Source organism: Xenorhabdus littoralis, assembly GCF_033949345.1.
Taxonomy (GTDB): Bacteria; Pseudomonadota; Gammaproteobacteria; order Enterobacterales; family Enterobacteriaceae; genus Xenorhabdus; species Xenorhabdus littoralis.
Window position 1 is genome coordinate 1 of sequence record NZ_VCDP01000074.1, and the last position, 1,554, is coordinate 1,554.

Sequence of the window (1,554 nt, forward strand, 5' to 3'; positions counted from 1 at the left end):
GTTGATTATTTTCATTAATATTGAAATAATTAACTTGAAAGAAAAATAAAATATATATTTAATCTTTTTTGATATAAAAATGATTTTTATATGCATCATTCATATATCTATTAACTTTAAAGTTAATAATTATTTTCCTTGTCGTATCACTGCATCTTTATATCCATTGGATATAGTCTAAATATGATTTTTTCTGATATAAAGAAAAAGTGATAACGGAAACATTGACAGTCACTAAGCACTCAAATGGGAGATTGCATGCGTAACTTCCTGCCTTGTAACCGTTATCACTTAATTTGTTAATATACTATCTTAAATTACTTTATGTGGTCCAAAACATTCATAATGGAGATGTTGTTCATCAATCCCCATCGCCAGAAGTTGTTTGGCGATATATTGCATGAAAACTACTGGTCCGCAGAAATAGAATTGCATTCCTTCTGTTGTTATCGAATCTTTTACAATAGAGAGATCCATCAATCCGGTGTGTTGGTAATGCATCCCTTTCTGATCTCTATCATTGGGTTCTCGATACCAAACTTGTGAGTATAAATTAGGCATAGATAGGGAAATGTCATTTACCTTATCAGCAAAAGCATGATAACTACCGTGCTCTGCTGCATGGAACCAATTTACTGTTCCCGCATGATGTTGGCGATATAAGTGTTGCAACATACTCATCATAGGAGTCAAACCGACACCCGCAGAAATCAATGTAACGGGAGTATCATGTTGGACATCAAGGAAAAAATCACCGCGTGGCGCTGCCAACATCACGATATCTCCTTCTTGCACATTATCGTGCATATGGTTTGAAACCTTACCTTGAGACTCACGTTTAACTGCAATTTGGTAATTGGTTCCATTTGGTGCGGCGGTCAGCGAGTATTGGCGGATTTCACGGTTTTCAAACGCAGGCTCTTCTATATAGACTCCCAAATATTGTCCGGGCTTGTAATCCATAACCTTACCACCGTCAACAGGCACAAATTCAAAGCTAGTAATGACATCACTTTGTGGCTGTTTCCGGCTGATACGGAATGGACGCAGACCACGCCAACCACCCTCCAAATCTTCCCCCGTTTGATAAATTTCTTCTTCCCGATTGATAAAGACATTGGCTAACACGTTGTAGGCTTTTTCCCAAGCACTGAGAACCTCGTCACCGGGATGAAACATTTCATCAATTGTCGCCAGAAGATGTGTACCTACTATTTGATAATGTTCAGGTTGAATATCCAGACTGGTGTGTTTATGGGCAATCTTTTCGACAGCCGGTAATAGGGCAGCCAGGTTATCGATATTGGAAGCATAAGCGCAGAGGGCATTAAACAGAGCCTCTCTCTGATCCCCGTTGATTTGATGACTCATGTTAAAAATATTTTTTAATTCAGGGTCATGTTTGAACATGCGTTCATAAAAATGGGCTGTTAGCTTAGGGCCTGTAGAGACGATAAGGGGAATAGTGGATTTTATGGTTGCGATAACCTGACTATCTAGCATGGGAGGCTCCTGAATTTTTCACAAATGATATCAAACCCTATAAGTTGTATT

General features: G+C 38.5%; 1 protein-coding gene. It reads right to left on the reverse strand.

What is annotated here, in order from left to right; genetic code table 11:
- Positions 1-312: 312 nt before the first annotated feature.
- The gene (hmpA, locus tag FE394_RS16345) at positions 313-1,503 is read right to left on the reverse strand and encodes an NO-inducible flavohemoprotein (protein WP_319927418.1); all 1,191 of its coding nucleotides are present in this window, start codon (positions 1,501-1,503) and stop codon (positions 313-315) included.
- Positions 1,504-1,554: the final 51 nt, after the last annotated feature.

Excerpts from the sequence above, each read along its gene's own strand:
- hmpA (WP_319927418.1), bottom strand. The coding sequence starts at position 1,503 with ATGCTAGATAGTCAGGTTATCGCAACCATAAAATCCACTATTCCCCTT.